The sequence below is a fragment of the Ruegeria sp. CDSC085 genome, assembly GCF_059610465.1.
This window is the reverse complement of the sequence record NZ_JBXWNR010000006.1, coordinates 161,457-182,162: the sequence shown is the minus strand read 5'-3', so window position 1 is coordinate 182,162 and position 20,706 is coordinate 161,457. Positions and strand designations below refer to the sequence as shown.

14 protein-coding genes are annotated in these 20,706 nt (G+C 57.1%); 11 read left to right on the top strand and 3 right to left on the bottom strand.

The window, feature by feature from the left end:
- Positions 1 to 20: 20 nt before the first annotated feature.
- Both paaI and paaG read right to left on the bottom strand, forming a co-directional pair.
- A complete protein-coding gene (gene paaI, locus AC2FJB_RS11455) occupies positions 21 to 446 on the bottom strand; it encodes a hydroxyphenylacetyl-CoA thioesterase PaaI (RefSeq protein WP_117874108.1) in 426 nt (141 codons plus the stop codon).
- A gap of 2 nt (positions 447 to 448) precedes the next feature.
- The gene (gene paaG, locus AC2FJB_RS11450) at positions 449 to 1,234 is read right to left on the bottom strand and encodes a 2-(1,2-epoxy-1,2-dihydrophenyl)acetyl-CoA isomerase PaaG (RefSeq protein WP_496718357.1); all 786 of its coding nucleotides are present in this window, start codon (positions 1,232 to 1,234) and stop codon (positions 449 to 451) included.
- 103 nt (positions 1,235 to 1,337) lie between these two features.
- Between paaG and AC2FJB_RS11445 the strand changes: the two genes are divergently transcribed.
- The 6 genes from AC2FJB_RS11445 (at position 1,338) to paaZ (ending at position 9,710) form a co-directional block, all read left to right on the top strand.
- Complete coding sequence (locus AC2FJB_RS11445) at positions 1,338 to 3,371, top strand: FAD-dependent oxidoreductase (protein WP_496718358.1); 2,034 nt, start codon at positions 1,338 to 1,340, stop codon at positions 3,369 to 3,371.
- Positions 3,372 to 3,441: 70 nt separating this feature from the next.
- Complete coding sequence (locus tag AC2FJB_RS11440) at positions 3,442 to 4,461, top strand: TRAP transporter substrate-binding protein (RefSeq protein ID WP_117874106.1); 1,020 nt, start codon at positions 3,442 to 3,444, stop codon at positions 4,459 to 4,461.
- A gap of 57 nt (positions 4,462 to 4,518) precedes the next feature.
- A complete protein-coding gene (locus tag AC2FJB_RS11435) occupies positions 4,519 to 5,022 on the top strand; it encodes a TRAP transporter small permease (protein ID WP_299897473.1) in 504 nt (167 codons plus the stop codon).
- Positions 5,022 to 6,374, top strand: coding sequence for a TRAP transporter large permease (locus AC2FJB_RS11430; RefSeq protein WP_496718360.1), 1,353 nt, complete (start codon positions 5,022 to 5,024; stop codon positions 6,372 to 6,374). The genes AC2FJB_RS11435 and AC2FJB_RS11430 overlap by 1 nt, the downstream gene beginning before the upstream one ends.
- Entirely contained in the window at positions 6,374 to 7,561 is a 1,188-nt protein-coding gene (locus tag AC2FJB_RS11425) for a cytochrome P450 (protein WP_496718361.1), read from the top strand. Before AC2FJB_RS11430 ends, AC2FJB_RS11425 begins: the two co-directional genes overlap by 1 nt.
- Positions 7,562 to 7,679: 118 nt before the next feature.
- Positions 7,680 to 9,710, top strand: a complete 2,031-nt coding sequence (gene paaZ / locus AC2FJB_RS11420; protein WP_496718362.1) for a phenylacetic acid degradation bifunctional protein PaaZ — start codon at positions 7,680 to 7,682, stop codon at positions 9,708 to 9,710.
- Positions 9,711 to 10,032: 322 nt separating this feature from the next.
- On the opposite strand, the gene AC2FJB_RS11415 is transcribed toward paaZ, so the two are convergent.
- Positions 10,033 to 10,485 (bottom strand): Lrp/AsnC family transcriptional regulator, encoded by a 453-nt coding sequence (locus tag AC2FJB_RS11415; RefSeq protein WP_171233299.1) that lies wholly within the window; start codon positions 10,483 to 10,485, stop codon positions 10,033 to 10,035.
- A gap of 115 nt (positions 10,486 to 10,600) precedes the next feature.
- On the opposite strand from AC2FJB_RS11415, the gene AC2FJB_RS11410 reads away from it, so the two are divergent.
- The 5 genes from AC2FJB_RS11410 to AC2FJB_RS11390 all read left to right on the top strand — a co-directional run bounded on the left by AC2FJB_RS11410 (position 10,601) and on the right by AC2FJB_RS11390 (position 20,691).
- Positions 10,601 to 11,800, top strand: coding sequence for a methionine gamma-lyase (locus AC2FJB_RS11410; protein WP_117873866.1), 1,200 nt, complete (start codon positions 10,601 to 10,603; stop codon positions 11,798 to 11,800).
- 14 nt (positions 11,801 to 11,814) lie between these two features.
- Positions 11,815 to 14,196 carry a thiamine pyrophosphate-binding protein gene (locus AC2FJB_RS11405; protein WP_496718363.1) on the top strand — a complete coding sequence of 794 codons (2,382 nt, stop codon included), beginning with the start codon at positions 11,815 to 11,817 and terminating at the stop codon, positions 14,194 to 14,196.
- A gap of 387 nt (positions 14,197 to 14,583) precedes the next feature.
- Positions 14,584 to 16,560, top strand: coding sequence for a DEAD/DEAH box helicase (locus AC2FJB_RS11400; protein WP_496718364.1), 1,977 nt, complete (start codon positions 14,584 to 14,586; stop codon positions 16,558 to 16,560).
- 224 nt (positions 16,561 to 16,784) lie between these two features.
- On the top strand, positions 16,785 to 18,842 hold the full coding sequence (locus tag AC2FJB_RS11395) for an adenylate/guanylate cyclase domain-containing protein (RefSeq protein ID WP_496718366.1): 2,058 nt from the start codon (positions 16,785 to 16,787) through the stop codon (positions 18,840 to 18,842).
- A gap of 265 nt (positions 18,843 to 19,107) precedes the next feature.
- Positions 19,108 to 20,691 carry an ABC transporter substrate-binding protein gene (locus AC2FJB_RS11390; RefSeq protein ID WP_496718367.1) on the top strand — a complete coding sequence of 528 codons (1,584 nt, stop codon included), beginning with the start codon at positions 19,108 to 19,110 and terminating at the stop codon, positions 20,689 to 20,691.
- Positions 20,692 to 20,706: the final 15 nt, after the last annotated feature.

The following is a 20,706-nucleotide window of genomic DNA, read 5'->3' as shown; positions in this document are numbered from 1 at the left end:
TCACTCCTCCAGTCGCGAAGCTATTCCTGAAAATTCTGCCCGCCAACCGCGCGGGACATTCCGCGAAACTCGGCGATCAGGGTGTTGTCTTGATTGGTGACGCGAACGTCATAGATGCCACTGCGACCGGTGACGGCAACCTCTGTCGCGGTTGCGGTCAGAAGGTCCCCTTTTTTTCCGGGCGCGAGATAGCTCATCATCGTATGCTGGCCGACGGTTGCCACGTTGCGGCTGTTGCAGGCGAAGGCAAAGGCGCTGTCGGCCAGGGCATGAGTGACGCCCCCGTGGCAAATGCCGTGCCCGTTGCAGTGATGGTCCGCGACTGTCAGGGTCAGGACTGCACGGCCTTCGTCGACTTCGACCAGATTCATCCCGAACCATTTGCTGGCTTGGTCATTCGCCCACATCGCTTCAGCGGATCTCGTGGCACGTTCCTTGGGTGTCATCATCAGTGTCCCTTGAAATTCGGTGCCCGCTTTTCAAGAAAACTGGATACGCCTTCGGCGTAATCCGCGCTTTCCCCGCAGGTCTTCATTGCGTCCGCTTCGATCTCAAGCTGATCCGAGAGGGACGTGGTGGCAGCGGTTTGAATGCACTGTTTGGTCAGCCCGAGCCCGAGGGTGGGGCCGTTTGCCAATTGCGCGGCAAGAACGCGCGCTTCGGTCATCAATTGATCGTCGGCCACTGCCTTCCAGATCAACCCCCAATCTTCGGCTTGTTTGGCCAGAAGGGGTTGGGCTGTCAGGGCCAGCCCCTTGGCGCGTGCCTCGCCCAACAGACGCGGCAAGTGCCAACTGCCGCCCGTGTCTGGAATCAGGCCCACCTTGGAAAAGCTCTGAATGAATTTCGCACTTTCCGCGGCCAGAACCATATCACAGGCCAGCGCCAGATTTGCACCCGCCCCGGCTGCTACTCCGTTCACGGCGCAGATCACCGGGATATTCATCGACCGGATCAAACGGACAAGAGGGCCATAGAACGTGCGTACCGTCTTGCTTAAATCCGGCGGGCCATCCATTTTCGACGGATCGCGATCACCGAGGTCCTGACCAGCACAAAAGCCACGCCCGGCACCGGTCAGCAATACCGCGCGGGCGCCGCCGTCGCGCGCGGCTTTCAGTGCATCCTGCAGCGCCATGTGCATTTCTTCATTGAACGAGTTCAACTTGTCCGGGCGGTTCAGGGTGATTTCGACCCAGTTCCCGTTGTCTTGTACAAGAATCGTATCGTTCATGACTGTCTCATCTGTTCTCGTTTCAACTTAATCATTGCATTAACCGAACGGTTGGTCAATATATAAACCCGAACCGAATCTGAACCGATCAAAGGGATTGCAAATGTCGCAGTCGTCGCTGGTGAGCGTTGAATTTAAGGGCGACGTGGCGTGGGTCACAATTGACAACCCGCCGGTAAACGCGACGTCGACAGGTGTTCGCCAGGGGCTGTCTGACGCGGTTGATGCGGTCAAGGGCGCGCGCGTGGCCGTGCTGTGTTGCGCTGGTAAAACATTTGTCGCGGGCGGCGACATGTCCGAATTCGACGCACCGCCGGTCGAGCCACATTTGCCTGACGTGGTTCAGAAAATCGAAGACAGCGAGGTTCCGTTCATCGCTTGCATGCATGGCAACGTGCTGGGTGGCGGGTTCGAAATCGCCATGGCCTGTGCATGGCGGATCGCAGCGCCGAGAACAGGTTTTGGCCTGCCGGAAGTCAATGTGGGTTTGATCCCCGGGGCAGGGGGCACACAACGATTGCCGCGTCTGGTCGGGATGCGGGCTGCAATTGACATGGCCTGTTCGGGCAAAATTCTCAAGGCAGAGACACTGGCCGAGCTTGGCGGCGTCGACCGCGTCGCCGAAGACCCTAAGAGTGCTGTTCTGGACTTGGTTGCCGACCTGCCCGAACGCCCAATACCTGTCAGCCAGCGTGCTGTGGCGGAATTTGCGCCGGATCTGTTGAAGGCGAGCCGCCAGGCTTTGAAGAAGCGCGCCAAGGGTCAGAAATCGCCGTTGGAAAACCTGACGGCGCTTGGTTGGTCGGTTGAGCCATTTACCACCGCACAACCGAAAGAGCGCGCGCGCCATCTGGAGTTGCGCCAATGCCCGGAAAGCCGCGCTTTGCGCTACGCGTTTTTTGCTGAACGTGCCGTGTCCAAACCTTCGTTGATCAAAGGGGTGGCCGCCCGTGACATAACACGGATAGCCGTTGTCGGAGGAGGATTAATGGGGGCAGGGATCGCAACTGCGGCCCTGAACGGCGGGCTGTCCGTGACGTTGATCGAGCGAGACGCGGACGCCGCGGCGGCAGCGCACGATCGGGTTGAGAATCTGCTGCAAGGCTCGGTCAAGAGAGGTAAGATGTCCGAGGCGCAGCTTCGGGATCGCCTTGCTTCGTTTCGTGCGGTGAACCGGTATTCAGAAGCTGCGGATGCTGAACTGGTGATCGAGGCTGTTTTTGAAGACCTGTCCGTCAAGCAGCAGGTATTTGACGAGCTGGCCAGGCATATGAGCTGCGATGCTATTTTGGCCACCAATACGTCCTATCTGGACCCGCTCGAGATTTTCGCGGGCGTCGTTAATCAGACCCGTTGCATAGGTCTGCATTTCTTTAGCCCGGCCCATGTCATGAAGCTGCTCGAGGTCGTGCACACTCCGCAAACGTCTCCCGAAGTTGTCGCAACGGGATTCGCGCTTGGGAAAAAGCTCCGCAAGGTTTCGGTGCTGTCGGGTATCTGCGATGGGTTCATTGGGAACCGCATGTTGGCAGCCTATCGGCGCGCGGCCGATTATCTGCTGGCAGATGGGGCGCTTCCCTATCAGGTGGATCATGCGATGCGGGCGTTCGGGATGCCTATGGGTCCTTATGAGCTTCAGGACTTGACCGGTCTTCAAATTGCCTGGGCGAACCGCAAACGCAATGCAGCACACCGCGACCCGAATGAACGCTATGTCACCATCGCAGACCAGCTTTGTGAGATGGAGCGTTTTGGCCAGCGTACTGGCAAAGGGTGGTATCGCTACGAAGAAGGCAGTCGCAACTCAGTTCGGGATTCCGAAGTTGAGGCATTGATCGAAGCCTATTCTGACCAGCAGGGCATCACCCGGCGGGCTTTTTCGGACGAGGATATCTCTTCAAGACTGCTGGCGGTTCTGGCCAACGAAGGCGCTTTGATCATTGAAGAAGGGACCGCGGAAAACGCAGAAGTCGTCGATATGGTTCAAATCCATGGATACGGCTTCCCGCGCTGGAGAGGAGGGCCGATGAACTATTGCAATGAAATCGGAAACAGCCGGTCCAACGCAAATATGCTAACCGTAGCGAAAGAAAGCCCCGGTTCGTGGCGTGTCGCGGGTCGATCCGAAAACTATTAACATGTTGATGGTTACAAAAGTGACCATTAACGCATTCTCGAGTCATGTTTCACAGGGAGGAGACAAAACCATGAAATTCACCAAGTTGAGCACTCTTTTGGCCTCGGCCGCGATGGCCGTATCGGGCACAGTGGCACTGGCGGCGGATTATACGCTGACGATTTCCAGCTGGGCACCGCCAACCCACGGCATCAACGCGAAGATGTGGCCGAAATTCGTGGAAATGGTCGAAGAAGCTACCGACGGCAAAGTCACTGCAGAATTGAAGCTGGGAATTGCCCCGCCGCCGGCGCAGATGGACCTGATCATGGATGGCGCAGCGGATGCTTCGATCATCTTTCATGGATACCAGCCCGGTCGTTTCGTCACCACCAAGATGATTGAGCTGCCCGGATATGAGGGCTCGGCCGAAGCGGCCTCGGTCGCGTATTGGCGTACATACGACCAGTATCTCAAGGCGGCGGACGAACATCGCGGTGTGAAAGTGGTCGCGCTGCACACCCATGGCCCGGCACAGCTTCACTCCAGCAGCCCCGTGACCACGCTTGACGAAGTGGCGGGTCTCAAGGTTCGTATCCCAGGTGGTGTGGGCGGCGACGTCGGCACGGCGCTGGGCGCAACCGGAATCCAGGTACCTGCGCCGAAAGTATACGAGACACTCGCTTCGAAAGCTGCTGATGGTGTCGTCATGCCGTTTGAATCCCGCAAAGGCTTCAAGCTGACTGAAGTGGCGCAAAATGTCTATGAAGTTCCGGGTGGCCTGTATCGCGGGTCGTTTGCGTTTATCATGAACGAAGACACGTTTGCGGATCTGCCCGCCGATATGCAGGCTGCTTTGGAAGAAAAGGTTTTCGGTGAACCGCTGAGCCGCGAAATCGGTAAAATCTGGGATGAGATCGACGCGATCGGCCGTGAGGCGACCGAACAGACCGAGGGCAACGCGATCAATGCAGCGTCCGCTGAAGATCTGGAAAAGTTCAATGCGATTGCTGCCGATGTGCGCGCCAGGGTCATCGAAGAGGTCAATGGCACCGGTGTTGATGCGCAAGCCGCATATGACATGATCGTTAACGAAATGGCCGCTCAGTAACGCAGCCCGGCTGGCGGGGTTGACCCGCCAGCCAATTTCACCCGTTGGGGGCCAATCATGCAATCTATCGTGACCTTCGCGCGTCGCGTCAGTATCATTCCGACGGTGCTGGCCTGTGTGGCGCTGTTCATCCTGATGGTGATGACCTTTTTTGACGTTATCCTGCGCTCTGTCTTCAATGCTCCGATCGAGGCGGCAACCGAACTGACGCGGATTCTGATGGCGATCCTTGTGTTCTCGGTCTTGCCGATGATCTCGGCAGGGAAGGGGCAAATCGCAGTCGACCTGACGGATGGAATTTTCTCACGCTTGCGGCTGAGCAGAGCGCGCGATGCGATCGTCTATCTGGTGTCCGGCATCATGCTGATCTGGCCGATTCAGCGCGTCTGGATTTTGGCTGAACGTGCACGGGATTACGGCGACGTTACCGAATACCTCTCAATCCCGGTCTTTTATGTTGGTTGGTTCATCGCCGCCTTCACTGCAATCACGGCCGTTGCGATGTTCATCACCGGTCTTTTGTACATTTTTGCCCCCCAAACCTTGTCGGAGCACGCCTAATGACTGCCGCACTGATCGGTTTCGCCCTTGTCCTGGTTCTTGTGTTGGTACGCTTGCCCATTGTGTTTGCGATGGGTCTAGTGGGGACGCTTGGGTTCGCATATGAGCGCGGTGGCAGCATCCTGTCCGAGCGCGGACTGAAGGCCGCGATGTCGATGGTGGGTCGTCAGATTACGGACACGGCACAGGACTACGGCCTGTCGGTCGTGCCACTGTTCATCCTCATGGGCCTGTTCGTGAACAAGGGCGGGCTCGCGCGCGAACTATACGCGGTTTCAAACGCTTTTCTGGGCCACTTCCGCGGTGGTATCGCAATGGCGACGGTCGCCGCGTGCGGTGGCTTTTCGGCCATTTGCGGATCCTCGCTGGCAACGGCTGCGACCATGTCCAAAGTCGCGATGCCGGAAATGCGACGCTATGGGTACGCGGATGAGCTGTCAACGGCGTCGATTGCCGCCGGTGGCACGCTGGGCATCCTGATCCCACCGTCGGTTATTCTGGTGATCTACGGCCTGCTGACCGAAACCTCGATCGGCAAACTTTTCGTTGCTGGCATCATCCCAGGCGTACTTGGTATCCTCTTTTATCTGTTCGCCGTGCGCTGGACTGTTTGGCGCAGGCCCGAGTCCGGCCCTGCAGGTGAACGCCACGGCTGGGGCGAGCGCCTTACGGCGTTGCGCTCGGTCTGGGCCGTGTTGCTGCTGTTCTTCCTGGTGATCGGCGGTTTGTACGGAGTGTTCGATTTCTATCCTCTGAACCTGACGTTCAGCCCGACCGAGGCTGCCGGTATGGGCGCGATGGGTGCATTCCTGATTGCATTGTCGCGCGGTGGGCTGACACTTGGTTCGACCTTTGAAGTGCTGAAGGAAACCAGTTTCACCGCCGCGGCGCTGTTCTCGGTTCTGATCGGGGCGCAGATCTTCTCGAATTTCATCAACCTGGCTGGTCTGCCCGAAGCGTTGATCGCTCTGGTCACCGCGTATGAGGTGGAACCCTTCGTCGTGATCCTGATGATCCTCGGGATCTACATTATTCTGGGGTGCGTCTTTGAATCGCTGTCGATGCTGTTGCTTACGGTGCCGATCTTTTTCCCATTGGTCACGTCACTGGGATATGATCCGATCTGGTTCGGCATTGTCGTTGTCGTCGTGACCGAGATCAGTTTGATCACGCCGCCCGTGGGCCTGAACGTGTTCATTCTGAAAGGCGTGGTCGGGGACGTATCGACCGGAACAATCTTCAAAGGAGTCACCCCGTTCTGGGTGGCAGACATCTTCCGTCTGGCCCTGATTGTTCTGGTGCCCTGGCTGGTTCTGGTCCTTCCCGAACAAATGGGAGCGATGGGTCACTGATGTTCTCTCTGACAGCGCTCCCGGACGGGTTTCATACGGATCCCTATCCAACCTACGCCGCGTTGCGCGAAGACACGCCCGTCTGCTGGCAGCCCGACGGATCGGTGATCCTGTCGCGACATGATGACCTGGATCTGGTTTACCGGGATACGGTGCGTTTCATATCGGATAAAAAGGCGGTTTTCGGCCCAAAATACGGGATCGACAGCCCGCTGTACGAACACCATACCACCAGCCTTGTGTTCAATGACCCGCCCCTGCATACCCGCGTCCGCAAGGTCATGGTTGGCGCGATGAACCCACGGGCGCTGGCGCAGATGGAACCGGGCCTGGTTCAACTTGTCGATGGGTTGCTGGACGAGATGCAAGCCAAGGGCCCGGTAGAATTGATCGAGGATTTCGCCGGGGCCATCCCGATCGAGATCATCGGCAACCTGCTTGGCATTCCCCGATCAGAACGCGGGCCTTTGCGGGATTGGTCTCTGGCCATACTGGGCGCATTGGAGCCTCAGTTGACGCCCGAGCAGGAAGAGTGGGGCAACCGCTCGGTTTCTGATTTCAAGGACTTTCTTCGGCACATCATTGAAGATCGCCGGGCCAACCCCGGAGATCCTGCGACGGATGTCCTGACACGGTTGATGCAGGATGACACCGATGGTGGCCTGACCGAGGTCGAGCTCTACCAGAACTGCATTTTCATTCTGAATGCGGGGCACGAGACCACCACCAACCTGATCGGCAACGCATTGGAACTGTTGGAACGGCACCGCGACAAACGGGCCGAGCTGCTGGCCAATCCGGATCTGATCAACACGGCGGTGGACGAGTTCCTGCGGCTGGAAAGCCCAAATCAATTTGGCAACCGTCTGACCACTGAAGATGTGACGTTCCATGGTCAGACCATTCCAGCAGGTACAGACATTCACCTGTGCATCGGCGCAGCCAATCGCGATTCGCGGCAGTTTGAACAACCTGATGAAGTTGTATTGGATCGACGCCCCAACAAGCATCATGCGTTTGCCGGAGGCCCCCATACCTGCGTTGGCCTGACCTTGGCGCGTATGGAGGGACGCGTGGCCGTCGGACGGTTTCTGGCGCGATTTCCGACCTATCGCATCACTGACGGCGCTGAACGAGGCGGGCGCATTCGATTTCGGGGTTTCGCGCGACTGCCAGCGCAAGTCTGAGATGTACGGTTTCGATTCCAATTCGCCAATTTATTCACCGACCGTACGGTTTATATTATGATTTCGTGAGACGGGCATACGGCCGCGCGAAGATCACACAGCAGATGAGGAGACGCTCATGACAATCCAACAGATTTCCAGCTTCGCAGCCGGTGAATGGGTTTCGCCCGGTGCGGGTGCCCGCAATATTACAAGCGCGGTCACAGGCGAGGTGATCGCCGCGGCCGGCAATAGCGCCTTGGATGTGCAGGGGATGCTTGACTATGCGCGCAATGTCGGTGGGCCGGCGCTGCGGAAGATGACGTTCCATGAACGGGCCAAGATGCTCAAAGCATTGTCCATTCATTTGGGTCAGCATAAGCAGGCAATGTATGACCTGTCTTTCAGCACAGGTGCTACACAGTCGGACCACTTGATCGACATTGACGGCGGCATCGGCACGATGTTCGTCTTCGCTTCGAAAGGCCGACGTGAGATGCCGGACGGACATGTCTACCTGGACGGTGAGGTTGAGCAACTGTCCCGCAATGGCACCTTTCTGGGGCAACACATCTGCACCCCGTTGCACGGCGTGGCGGTTCATATCAACGCGTTCAACTTTCCTGTCTGGGGGATGTTGGAAAAGCTGGCCCCGACACTCTTGGCAGGCGTTCCGGCCATCGTAAAGCCGGCAACGAACTCGTGCTACGTAACCGAACTATGCGTCCGGCTGATGCTGGACTCCGGCATTTTGCCTGCGGGCGCGTTGCAGCTGGTTTCGGGTGGTTTGGGCGATATGCTGGATCGTCTGACCATGCAGGACGTAGTCAGTTTCACCGGATCTGCAGAAACGGCGTCAAAACTGCGTTCCAACCCGGTGATTCTGGAGAATTCAGTTCGTTTCGTGGCCGAGCAGGACAGTCTGAACTGCTCGATCCTCGGCCCTGATGCCGAACCGGGCACGCCGGAATTCGACCTCTTCGTCAAAGAAGTCCAGCGCGAGATGACCACGAAGGCTGGGCAGAAATGTACCGCAATCCGTCGGATCATGGCCCCAGAGCCTCTGGTGCAGGCGGTGATCGAAGCCCTGTCCGCGAGGCTGGCCAAAACGGTCATCGGTGACCCTAGGCTGGAAACGACACGCATGGGTGCGTTGGTCTCGAACGGTCAGAAACGCGATGTCCTGGAAAAGGTGGCAATCATCGGGCAAGAAGCCGAACGCGTTTTCGGAAACCCTGATGATTTTGTGGTTGATGGGGCAGATGCCGAGAAAGGCGCGTTCCTGCCGCCGATGCTGTACCATTGCGCCAATCCGGATGCGGCCCGGCGTGTCCACGAAACCGAGGCTTTTGGCCCGGTCAGCACTGTGATGGGCTATCGCGATCTCGACCATGCGATCGAACTGGCAAATCGCGGGCAAGGGTCGCTGGTGGCGTCGGTCATAACCCGTGACGCCGATGTGGCACGGCACGTTGCCATGGGGGCAGGGGCTTATCATGGGCGCCTGTACTTCAACAATCGCGACTCGATGAAGGAATCTACCGGCCACGGCTCTCCGCTGCCGCATATGGTTCACGGCGGTCCCGGACGCGCTGGTGGCGGCGAGGAGATGGGCGGTGTGCGTGGCGTGAAGCATTACATGCAAAGGACAGCCATTCAGGGATCGCCCGATCTGCTGACCGCAATCGGGAATACATGGGTTCCCGGCGCGACCGAGGTCGAAGGACCAGCCCATCCGTTCACGCGCCGGTTCCATGAGCTGGCGATTGGCGAGACCATCCACACGGCGCCACGTACAATCACGATGGAAGACATCGAACAATTTGCCAATTTCACCGGCGATACGTTCTACGCGCATATGGATCAGGCAGCGGCGGAACGGAACCCGTTCTTCCCGGGCCGAGTGGCCCATGGCTACCTGCTTTTGTCATTTGCAGCCGGATTGTTTGTTGAACCGAACGAGGGCCCGGTTCTGGCAAACACTGGCCTCGACGGATTGCGATTCATGAAGCCTGTCGAGGCGGGTGATACCATCAAGGTGCGGTTGACGGTCAAGGCCAAGACCAAGCGGAACGAAGAGTACGGCGAAGTCCGCTGGCATGTCACCCTGACTCAGCAGGATGATGAAATGGTCGCGGAATATGAGCTGTTGACGATGGTCGCCTACTAGACCCGGAACCCATTGAATTTGGCAGGTCAGCGTGTTCACGGTTCGAAAAACGAGCGCTGAACATGTCTGATCCTTGATGCGCGCCTGAGTCCAGGGTCGCAAACAGTGTTGGTTGCCTGCGAAGCACACCCAGCGGCCCAATCGCGTCAAGGCCATGTTTGACAGGCTCAAGGACTGGCGGCGTGTCGCAACCCTGTGCCACAGAGGCTCAAAGGTCCTCTCGCCCGCGTCGCCATCGTCATCTATTGGCTGTGAATCCTGATTCCAGCGCCTGTTAAACATGCACCTCAGCCTGAGTTCGCAGATTAAGCGGACGCGTCCGTCAGGGCGGAAAAACAGCGGTCTTCTTTACCGTTCCATAAACAAAGCTTGTGTCGATCGAGGCAATCCCACCGATCGGGTGAATTCTGTTTCGAATGAACTCCTCATATGCCTCGAGATCCGATACCAGCACCCGCAACTGGTAGTCCATCGCCCCGGTCAGCACGTGGCATTCGAGAACTTCGTCGATCATCCGAACGCGTTTCTCGAAATTCTGAACGTCCGTTTCATTGTGCCGCTCCAACCGGATCCGCACAAAAACGGTAATGCCTATGCCGTACGCGGCGGCGTCCACATCTGCGCTGTAACCCTTTATGATTCCGCGAGCCTCGAGGTTCTTGACCCGGCGCAGACACGGCGATGGAGACAGGTTCACCTCGTCGGCAAGATCCTGGTTCGTCATGCGCCCGTCCTTTTGCAGCGCCCGAATGATCTGTCTGTCTTTATCGTCCATTTCAACCTCAATCTTGGCAGAAAATACCAATAATAATCGTATTCTTGGTATTATTTGCAAGCAAAAGCCCAAAGTAAAAGCTCAAACTGGCGTCAGCTTGAAACAGGAGCTTGCAATGACTCGTTCAACCGGATTTGCCACCCGCGCCATTCACCACGCTTATAACCCTTTGGAAAATGACGGCGCGCTTACGCCACCGCTGCATTTGACGTCCACGTTTACCTTCGAAACCGCAGAGGCTGGTGGAGAGATGTTCGCCGGTGAACGCGCAGGTCATATCTACAGCCGTATTTCGAACCCCACATGTGACCTTCTAGAACAACGCATTGCCGTGCTTGAAGGTGCCGAGGCCGGACTGGCCCTTTCCAGCGGCATGGGGGCGATAACGGCAGTGCTTTGGACGCTGCTGTCGCCAGGGGACGAAGTCATCGTGGACAAAACACTCTATGGCTGCACCTTCGCTTTCATGCGCCACGGTTTGGCAAAATGGGGGGTCAAAATCACCCATGTCGACATGACAGACCCCGAGAACCTGAAGGCGGCGGTTTCCGAGAATACCCGCGTTGTCTATTTCGAAACTCCGGCCAACCCGAACATGCGTCTGGTGGACATTGCCGCCAGCGCCGAGATTGCGCATTCGGCAGGCGCAACGGTTGTCGTCGACAACACCTATGCCAGCCCCTATCTGACCCGCCCGATCGAGCACGGGGCGGATATCGTTCTGCACTCTGCCACCAAATATCTCGGCGGGCATGGCGATGTGGTCGCCGGTCTGGTTGTTGGCACCGCCGAACAGATTGCCGAAATCCGCCTGGTCGGTATGAAGGATATGACCGGTGCGGTCATGGCCCCTTTCAACGCGATGCTGATCCTGCGCGGACTGAAAACACTGAACCTGCGTCTGGATCGTCACTGTGCGTCCGCCAGGGTCGTTGCAGATTTCCTCGAAGCCCATCCCGCCGTCGCCGAGGTTTATTTCCCCGGGCTGAAAAGCTTTGCCCAGCACGACGTCGCGCAGCGGCAAATGTCCCAATCCGGCGCCATGATCGCGTTCGAGATCAAGTCCGGCCTGTCCGGTGGGATTGAATTCATGAACCGCCTCAACATGATCCAGCGCGCGGTGTCCTTGGGCGATGCCGAAACGCTGATCCAGCACCCTGCATCCATGACTCATTCGACGTATACTCCGGAAGAACGGGCCGAGCATGGGATCAGCGATGGTTTGATCCGTTTGTCCGTCGGGCTTGAAGATGTCGAAGATATCCTCGCAGACCTGGATCAAGCTTTGCCCTATCCTGCCCGCAGCGCCGCCTGAACCCGGAGACCGCCATGCACATTGATCCCACCCAGTTGAAGATCGTCGAACAGCGCTTGCTATGGTTGTCGCATTGGATGATCCACCATGCCAACCACATCCGGCCAAAGGTGGATGGGATCAAAGTTGGTGGCCATCAGGCATCGTCTGCTTCGATGGTGTCGATCATGACCGCGCTCTATTTTTCAGCGCTGCGCCCTGAAGACCGGGTAGCAGTCAAACCCCATGCCTCTCCGGTTTTTCATGCGATGCAATACCTCATGGGCAATCAGACCCGCGAGAAGATGGAAAATTTCCGTGGTTTTGGCGGTGTGCAAAGCTATCCCAGCCGGACCAAGGATATCGACGACGTTGATTTTTCCACCGGCTCGGTGGGTTTGGGTGTCGCGATCACCTCGTTTGCCTCGATCATTCAGGATTACATCAAGGCCAAAAGCTGGGGGGCAGACGCGCCAATGGGGCGAATGGTGGCCCTTGTTGGCGATGCCGAACTGGACGAAGGCAATGTGTATGAGGCTTTGCAGGAAGGCTGGAAGAACGACCTGCGCAATACGTGGTGGATCATTGACTACAACCGACAGTCACTGGACGGTATCGTCCGTGAAGGGCTGTTCGAACGGATCGAGAAAATCTTCGATGCGTTCGGTTGGGATGTCGTGCGCGTGAAATATGGGGTTCTGCAACGCGCGGCCTTTGAAGAACCGGGCGGCGAGCGCCTGCGCGACTGGATCGACGCATGTCCCAATCAGGACTACTCGGCTTTGACCTTCATGGGTGGGGCGGTCTGGCGGCAGCGCCTCATGGATGATCTGGGTGATCAGGGGGATGTGACCGCTCTGATCGAACGGCGGACGGATGCCGACCTTGCGGCGCTGATGGAAAACCTTGGCGGCAACTGCGTCGAGACCATGGCACAGACATTTGCCGCCATCGATCATTATCGCCCGACATGTTTCCTTGCCTACACAGTCAAAGGATGGGGCACACCCATCGCGGGCCACAAGGACAATCACGGCGGGCTGATGAACAACAGTCAGTTCGCCGCGTGGCAGTCGCATATGGGCGTGCCAAAAGGCAAGGAATGGGAGCCGCTTGCGACAGTACAGAACCCAGAAAAGCTCAAGGATTTCCTCACGAATACGCCTTTCTTTGCCAAAGGTCAGCGCCGTTATTTTGATGACAAGTTGGATGTGCCACGGATCGAGATCGACACCAGCCGTGAAATCTCGACCCAGATGGCGTTTGGCAAGATCCTTGACGATCTGTCAAAAGGCGACGGCCCGCTGGCAGAGCGCATCGTGACAACCTCCCCGGATGTCACCGGCACAACAAACCTGGGACCCTGGGTAAACAGGCGTAAGCTGTTTGCCCGATCCACGCAAGCCGACGCCTTCATTGAACACCGTATCCCATCGACTGCGAAATGGGAGTTCACGCCGGAAGGGCAACATATAGAGCTTGGGATCGCCGAAATGAACCTGATGCTGCTTCTGGGCGCGGCGGGTCTGTCGCATTCCCTTTTCGGCAAGCGATTGATTCCGATTGGCACCGTGTACGACCCCTTTGTCAGTCGCGGCCTCGATGCGTTGAACTACGCCTGCTATCAGGATGCACGCTTTCTTCTGGTTGGAACGCCGTCGGGCGTCACGCTGGCGCCTGAAGGCGGCGCGCATCAATCCATTGGCACTCCGCTGATCGGGATGAGCCAAGACGGGCTGGCCGCATTCGAACCGGCCTTTGCTGATGAACTGGCGGTGATCATGGAATGGGCCTTCGACTATTTGCAACGCGACGGTGAAGGACAACCGGACGAGCGCACCTGGCTGCGAGACGAAACCGGTGGCTCCGTCTATCTGCGTCTGACGACCAACCCGATTGAACAACCGGGCAAACGCGTGGATGACGAGTTTCGACAGGGCGCCATAGACGGCGCATACTGGTTACGGAAACCGGGACCAAATTGCGAAGTTGCAATCGTCTATCAGGGAGCGGTCGCGCCCGAAGCAATCAAGGCCGCTGGCATGATTGGTGAAGGCCGTCGCGATATCGGCGTATTGGCCGTGACGTCTGCGGATCGGCTGAATGCAGGGTGGACGGCGGCGCAACGCGCGCGCTCGCGCGGCAACCCGGCAGCACTTTCCCACATCGAAACCCTGATGTCTGGCCTGTCGCCGCACTGCAATCTGGTCACCGTGATTGATGGGCACCCTGCAACATTGTCGTGGCTGGGCGCTGTGGGCGGGCATCAGACCATTCCGATGGGCGTCGAACACTTTGGTCAGACAGGAACGATCGGTGATCTCTATCGCCACCACTGTATTGACGCCGATGCCATCGTCGAAAAAGTGAATGGCTTGACCCGGGGTAGAGTTCTTCATTGGGCGACGGGGACTTGAGTTCGGTTCAATAAGATCAAGAACGAGCCCGCTCCGACCCTGTTTGGTCCGTAGAGGGTCGACGAGGGCCGTGTCATCGAAGTGATCGGCATGATCGTGAACGTCCGGGGCGGAATTCCGACGTTCGACGTCAGTCATCCGCCGTCAATAATGTTAAACATTGAGACGGCGTTGCGGGAAAATTGACGCTGTCTGGTTCTGTCGGGGGGCGCGGCGTCCGATCCGCCTCGGTGTTCCCAACTGGGAAGCTTCTCGGCGAAAATGTCCGTATTCCTGTCTATACAATAGGGATGGCAACCGGTATGGGGCTGTCTTTACCCTTGGATGATCCGCTGATCGCAATTCCGCACAGCTTCTATCACCTGGCCGATACAAAGAACCACCACCGTGAAACAAACCATTGCAGATGCGCTAGCGCGCAAGGGCTATGAAACATTGACCCAAGTTCAGCGCGCTGTCACCCAGCCCGAGTTGGAAGGGCGCGACATGCTGGTATCGGCCCAGACCGGATCAGGGAAAACCATTGGGTTTGGACTTTCAATTGCGCACAGGGTGCTGGGGGAGGCAGAAACGCTCGGCAAGCCCGAAGCGCCGTTGGCGCTGGTTGTTGCGCCGACCCGGGAACTGGCACTGCAGGTGAAGCGGGAACTTGGCTGGTTGTATTCCGGGGCAGGTGCGTTTCTGGCCTCCTGCGTCGGGGGTATGGACATTCGGGATGAGCGTCGCGCATTGGCCAGAGGCGCCCATATCGTTGTGGCCACTCCGGGGCGACTTCGTGACCATATCAATCGGGGTTCAATCGATTTGACCGCTATCCGCGCGGTTGTACTGGACGAAGCCGATGAAATGCTGGATCTGGGGTTCCGCGAGGATCTTGAGTTCATCCTTGATGAAACACCTGCAGATCGTCAGACGTTGTTGTTTTCTGCCACTGTGCCACGCGCAATTGCCAATCTGGCCAAGCGGTATCAGCGCGACGCAGCGCGTGTGAGCACGGTCAGCGAACAGACACAGCACGCGGATATCGAGTATCGTGCCATGATGGTGGCCCCGCGTGACGGTGAAAACGCGATTATCAATGTGCTGCGGTATTACGAGGCCCCCAATGCCATCGTTTTCTGCAACACCCGTGCGATGGTTTCGCGCCTGACAGCGCGCCTGTCAAACCGCGGCTTTTCAGTCGTGGCCCTGTCCGGTGAATTGACCCAGAGCGAACGATCCAACGCGTTGCAAGCAATGCGCGATGGGCGAGCCCGCGTCTGCGTGGCAACCGATGTTGCGGCCCGCGGCATCGATCTGCCCAACCTTGATCTGGTGGTCCATGCCGAACTGCCCAACAGCCATGAAACACTGCTGCACCGTTCTGGCCGTACAGGCCGCGCTGGGCGCAAGGGTGTCAGTACACTGATCGTAGAGCCATCATCGCGCAAAAAGGCGGAGCGTATTCTGAAATTTGCCAAGCTGACAGCAGATTGGGGATCGGCCCCGTCCGCCGAAGAGGTGAACGATCGCGATCAGGCCCGGATGTTTGCATCAGAGGACTGGCAGGCTGAAATCACGGAAAGCGAACGCCCGTCGGTTGAGAAACTGATTGAAAGTTTTACGCCCGAACAAATCGCAGCCGCCTACCTCAGGCAATACAAACTGCGCCATTCCGCCCCGGAGGAGCTGTCAGCGGTCGATCAACGCGCGCCAAAACCGCGCGCATCTTTTGGCCCCAGCGTCTGGTTTTCAGTGTCCGAGGGGCGCAATCAGAACGCATCCCCACGTCACATGCTGCCGATGATATGCAAGGCGGGCGATCTCACGAAAGATGATATCGGAGCCATCCGGATTGCCGATGATGTAACCTATGTCGAAATCCGCGAAGGCAGTGTCGACAGATTTCTGACCAGCCTTGGTCCAGATATGAAGATAGAAGGGACCAAGGACCTTGTACGGTTGGACAAGGCACCAGACCTGTCGTCAACCGGTCGGCCCGGTCTTGATCGCAAGTTCAAAGGCAGGCCTTCGGGACAGAAAAGGGACGCTGCTCCGGCTGAGCGGAAAGCCCCTCGCCGCCAGCCCAAACCCGAGGCCCAGTCGGCAAAGACCGTGCGCGCAACAGAAACCCTCCGAGCGTCAGACGACGATACAAAAAGTAAGTTCAAGGCTTCGGGCGCGAAACCGAAAAAGCGCAAGGCCGGGAGCGTAGAGCAAAAGAGTGGTCGCGCCAAGCCAACCGGAGATGCCCCGAAAGGCCCACCGCCGCCGAAGGGAAAGCCAAGCAGCAAGAAAAACCGTGCACGCGCTGCGGCCACAAAGTCCGCCAAAGGTGGCAACGCAGTCCCCAAACGCCGCAAATCCCAGTCAGAAGGCTATTGAATTGAGGCACGGCCAAGGTCTGGCCTCTGGGCTTTGGCTAATGGCCGTCTGCGTGGATCATACTTCCCCTCGGATGAGGTGACCAACTGCTCTGAATTCCTGTCGGGGAAGACACATCAGCTTAACAGTTGCGTGATTTTGCAGGGCTGGAGCAAAGTAAGCTTTGCTCTTCTTGCGATCTCAATCGAATACTGTGGTACAAGTCAGTCTTTTGCGGGGTTTTCATGCGGTTTAGCGTCGGCATTGCTGTATCTATGCTGGTCGCCGTATCCATCGGTGTGTCGACATTTGTTGTTCATTCGCTGTGGTGGACGACCGCGCGTGACAACAGCCGCATGCTTGCAGCTGAGATCAACAGCCAGATTGCGAATGCCGTTCGCATCGAAGTCGGGGCAACCCTCAGATCCGCCGAAGCTGCATGGTCGGCGGTGCGCACGATCTTTGTACAGAATGTCATCGCAACACGGCAGGCCGATAAGAGAGAGTTCGTTTTTTTATCTCAGTTACAGGCGCAGCCGAATATCTCCTGGATTTTCTTTGGTTGGCCGGACGGCAATTTTTTCGCGTCGCACCGGTTGGGCGACAGCGGGCTTGAGATGATGGAGATCGACAAGGATATCCGCGACCGGAAACTGCGAACCGACCGGTATATTTTTATCCCCGGGGATATCCAGTTCGAAGAAAGGAAGTTCGCTCAGACGTCCTATGATCCTCGCGATCATGCCTGGTTCAGTAATTTTATGTCTCTGGACACGATGGGATGGATCGAAGCGCGCGATCTGCCGGGCAGTGACAAGACTGTATACGCATTCGCAGGACCGATTGATGCAAGCAGGACACGGCAGGGTGTCCTTGCGGTCGCAATCGAAACCGACCGTTTGTCACGGTTTCTGGCGACGCTCGAGCCCGGCGAATTTGGAGCCGCCTTTATTCTGGATGCCGATGGCAAAGTAATAGCTGTTCCCGACGCAAAAGCGGACGAAGTTACACCTGCGCGCATGGGAGAGGGCGAGCTATACGAGGTTGCCAAGATTTCGGGGGAAAAACTGTTGGGTGACCCGGATGGCAAAACTGCGGGCAGTTCGACGAAACGCGTGGTGATCGATGGCGTTCCTTATGCGGTAGCCCTTACGCCTTTGGGTTTTTACGGGTGGCGCGTCGCAACGGTCATTCCGGAATCGGCCTTCTTGTCGGGTATCGATGAAACCTTGATAGACTTGATCTATATCCTGATCGGGGTCGTGATCGTCTCAACCGCTCTGGCGATCTGGTTGATCCGTAGAATTGTGGCCAACCCATTGGCGCGCATCGCAGAAGACCTGAGCAAAATCGAACGCTTTGATGTTGAACACATTTCACGCAGGCCTTCAAACCTGTCCGAGCTGGCCAATCTATCAGCAGCCACTGCCAGCATGGCCGCAGGATTGTCCGCGTTCCGAAAATACGTGCCTACCGATCTTGTGAAGATGCTGGTCGCCGAGGGTATCAAGACACAGCCAGGCGGCGATATGAAGCAGATCTCCGTGTTGTTCTGTGATGTGACCGGATTCACCGGGTTGTCGGAAAAGCTCGGCCCCAAAATCATCCAGTTGATGGAGCCTTTTTTCACGGCGGCAGCTGCAGCCGTCGCGCGTCATGACGGGACGATCGATAAATTCATGGGTGACGCGGTTATGGCGATCTGGGGGGCGCCGCGTATGGATGCCCTCCATGCCGAGAATGCCTGCCGCGCGGCACTGGATCTTGTCGCGACCGTGGAAGATGCGGGCATCGAGGACGAGGCCGGAAATTCCCTGCGTGTCAGGATCGGGCTGAACAGCGGTGAAGCTTTGGTTGGCAACATTGGGTCAGAACAGCGGTTGAATTACACCGCTATAGGCGACGTTGTGAATGTTGCCAGCCGTTTGGAAGGGGCGAACAAGGATTATGGCACACGCATTCTGATTGGTCCCGAGACGAGGCGCGAAGCGGCGGATGCAATTGTCGTGCGAGAGCTGGACACGCTTACAGTTTTCGGACGGACCGAAGAACTGGTCGTCTATGAACTGATTGCGATGGCCGATAGTTTTGAAGGATCATTTGAGTGGATTGAGACATACGAAAAAGGTCTTGCGTATTATCGAGCATGCCACTTCGAGCAGGCCATAGCATTGTTTGAGGTGGCCGATGAAGAACGGGGCGGGGATCCTGCGTCCGCAGCCATGAAGGGGCGCGCAGCAAAGCTTTTGGCAAGCCCTCCTTCACAAGATTGGCGCGCGGTTACTCATACAAACAAAAAGTGAGCGTTCGGACAATGAGTGTCTGCGATCACCGCCCTCGGAACAGAATAGGCTAGTTGCGTATCGGAGATTAGAATGAAATCCCCGACGCAGTTAGCGGCGGCAGAAACGGTCGTCAGAGACATCCGCAGAAAGACACTGTTGACATTACATTTTGTATTTTGGATACATTAAGCAGAGGGATCGCAACGACCTATGCTGTCACTGAATGCTCTGACGACAAAGAGCCATGCGATTGTCTTGAAAAGTCCTTTTCTGGGAGAAAATCATGAAACTCAAACTTCTGGCCGCAACCACTGCGATCGCTCTGACGGGTGCCGTGGCGCAGGCTAATACTCTGGTTTATTGTTCCGAAGGATCGCCTGAAGGGTTCGATCCTGCGCTATACACCGCAGGCACAACCTTTGATGCCTCTTCACATCCGATCTACAATCGGTTGCTTGAATTTGAAACGGGCACGACCAATGTGGTCCCCGGTCTGGCTGAAAGTGTCGAGGCCAGCGATGACGGTCTGGAATACACTTTCAAATTGCGTCAGGGCGTCAAGTTCCATTCGAACGAAGAATTTACTCCGACCCGCGATTTCAATGCGGATGACGTAATTTTTTCGTTCATGCGTCAGAAAGACGAAACCCATCCTTATCATCAAATATCGGGTGGAACCTGGGAGTATTTCCAGGGAATGGGGATGCCTGATCTGGTCGAGTCCATCGAAAAAATCGATGACTACACAGTGAAATTTACTCTGTCCAAACCAGAAGCGCCATTTGTCGCCAATATGGCGATGGACTTTGCTTCGATCGTGTCCGCGGAATATGCCGAGGCAATGATGGAGGCCGGAACGCCGGAAAAACTGAATACAGCACCCATCGGTACCGGACCATTCTCGTTTGTGGCTTATCAAAAAGACGCGGTGATCCGTTACGCGGCCAATGGCGAGTATTGGAAAGACCCGGCGCAGGTCGAAAACCTGATCTTTGCCATCACACCGGATGCATCTGTGCGTTATCAAAAGCTGAAAGCCGGCGAATGTCACGTGATGCCCTATCCGAACCCTGCTGACATTCAGGCAATGAAGGATGATCCGGACATAAGCATGTTGGAACAAGAGGGCCTGAACGTCGGATATCTGGCCTACAACACCACGATGGCGCCGTTCGACAATCCGAAGGTGCGTAAAGCGCTGAACATGGCGATCGACAAGCAGGCGATCATCGACGTGGTCTTCCAGGGCTCGGGCCAAGTGGCCAAGAACCCGATCCCGCCTACCATGTGGGGCTACAATGACGCCATCGTGGACGATCCCTATGATCCCGAAGCTGCCAAAGCGATGCTGGAGGCCGAAGGTATTTCGGACCTGTCGATGAAAATCTGGGCAATGCCTGTCCAGCGCCCCTACAACCCGAATGCCCGTCGTATGGCCGAGCTTATCCAGGCGGATTTCGCCAAGATCGGTGTGGGTGTCGAAGTCGTCTCGTACGAATGGGGTGAATACCTGTCTCGCTCGAAAGAACTGAACCGGGACGGTGCCGTTCTGCTGGGCTGGACCGGGGACAATGGCGACCCGGATAACTTCCTGGCGGTTTTGCTGGGCTGTGACGGGGTCGAAGCATCCAACCGGGCGCAGTGGTGTCACCAGCCCTTTGAAGACCTGATCCTGAAGGCCAAGCAAAGCACGGATCAGGCCGAGCGGACCAAACTGTATGAAGAAGCGCAGGTTGTGTTCAAAGAGCAGGCTCCGTGGGCAACCATCGCGCATTCAGTTGTTTACATGCCGATGAGCAACAAGGTGCAAGGCTATAAAGTGCACCCGCTGGGCGGCCACATCTTCTATGGTGTGAGCGTCGAATAAACCACCACTCACCAA

Bases quoted from the DNA above. Each gene is read 5' to 3' on its own strand.
- paaI (WP_117874108.1), bottom strand. From the start codon at position 446: ATGACACCCAAGGAACGTGCCACGAGATCCGCTGAAGCGATGTGGGCG.
- paaG (WP_496718357.1), bottom strand. From the start codon at position 1,234: ATGAACGATACGATTCTTGTACAAGACAACGGGAACTGGGTCGAAATC.
- AC2FJB_RS11445 (WP_496718358.1), top strand. From the start codon at position 1,338: ATGTCGCAGTCGTCGCTGGTGAGCGTTGAATTTAAGGGCGACGTGGCG.
- AC2FJB_RS11440 (WP_117874106.1), top strand. From the start codon at position 3,442: ATGAAATTCACCAAGTTGAGCACTCTTTTGGCCTCGGCCGCGATGGCC.
- AC2FJB_RS11435 (WP_299897473.1), top strand. From the start codon at position 4,519: ATGCAATCTATCGTGACCTTCGCGCGTCGCGTCAGTATCATTCCGACG.
- AC2FJB_RS11430 (WP_496718360.1), top strand. From the start codon at position 5,022: ATGACTGCCGCACTGATCGGTTTCGCCCTTGTCCTGGTTCTTGTGTTG.
- AC2FJB_RS11425 (WP_496718361.1), top strand. From the start codon at position 6,374: ATGTTCTCTCTGACAGCGCTCCCGGACGGGTTTCATACGGATCCCTAT.
- paaZ (WP_496718362.1), top strand. From the start codon at position 7,680: ATGACAATCCAACAGATTTCCAGCTTCGCAGCCGGTGAATGGGTTTCG.
- AC2FJB_RS11415 (WP_171233299.1), bottom strand. From the start codon at position 10,485: ATGGACGATAAAGACAGACAGATCATTCGGGCGCTGCAAAAGGACGGG.
- AC2FJB_RS11410 (WP_117873866.1), top strand. From the start codon at position 10,601: ATGACTCGTTCAACCGGATTTGCCACCCGCGCCATTCACCACGCTTAT.
- AC2FJB_RS11405 (WP_496718363.1), top strand. From the start codon at position 11,815: ATGCACATTGATCCCACCCAGTTGAAGATCGTCGAACAGCGCTTGCTA.
- AC2FJB_RS11395 (WP_496718366.1), top strand. From the start codon at position 16,785: ATGCGGTTTAGCGTCGGCATTGCTGTATCTATGCTGGTCGCCGTATCC.
- AC2FJB_RS11390 (WP_496718367.1), top strand. From the start codon at position 19,108: ATGAAACTCAAACTTCTGGCCGCAACCACTGCGATCGCTCTGACGGGT.